The 770-nt window shown below is 61.2% G+C and carries 2 protein-coding genes; both read left to right on the top strand.

The genetic code is table 11. The features are described from left to right. A partial coding sequence (locus AC0L3X_RS47255) for a hypothetical protein (RefSeq protein WP_473317632.1) occupies positions 1–226 on the top strand: 226 nt, incomplete at its 5' end. 122 nt (positions 227–348) lie between these two features. Further along, on the top strand, positions 349–770 hold a 422-nt coding region (locus AC0L3X_RS47250; RefSeq protein WP_473317629.1), incomplete at its 3' end, for a hypothetical protein.

Below are 770 nucleotides of genomic sequence, written 5' to 3'. Positions count from 1 at the left end.
GGCCGACGGCGAGGCCGGGCACGTTCAGACCTTTGTGGGGTTTGGCCCCTCCAAGGAAGAGGCAGAGAAGAGCGCCCTGGGATGGTGCTCGCATATCAGGTTCGATCTTGAGACCTGTTTGAATTCGGATCGCCTGACCGCTCGCAACTCTCCGTCAGACGGAGGTGACGCCGCACTTCATCTCAAGTACATGAAGGCAGTTGCGCGCATTACCGGCTGCAGTTAGAGCGCGTTCGCGAGCGATCGAACGCGCTTGATCTATATCAAGCAGCTCGTGGCCATCTTGCTGCAGGTAACAGACGACGTAGAGCCCAGGTCAATGTTTCGGGGCGCACCGGAGCGACCGGCATGCCACTGGCGGCATATTTCTGGAAGGTCGGAGCAGTGTTGCTCGCACTGCTCTTTGTTGCAGATTATTGGCTGCCGAGGGCCCCGACCGTCGATCAGGCGGCTGCGGACCGGCCGGCCATACGTATCCACTCAGATCGCAAATGGCCCGAGCGTATTGTCTTCGATACCCAGTCGCCGGTGATCGTCGCCGCTGCGCCCGTGGCCGAGGCGACCGAGGTCGCAACTTCATCGGATGTGGCCGAACCGCCCGTTACCGTCCCACTGAGCCCGGCGGTGGCGAATTCTTTCGCGATGCTGCCGAAACAGGATACACGCCCGCCTGAAACCGTCGATCGCAAGCGACAACGCAAGATGTTGCATGTTGCGGCTCGACCGAGGCGAAACGTCCAGCCGCAGATGCTTCTGGCGGCACGACAAGG

This window comes from Bradyrhizobium sp. MI1.7 (assembly GCF_055811795.1).
The sequence above is the reverse complement of the archived record's forward strand: the minus strand, read 5'-3'. Positions and strand labels throughout refer to the sequence as shown.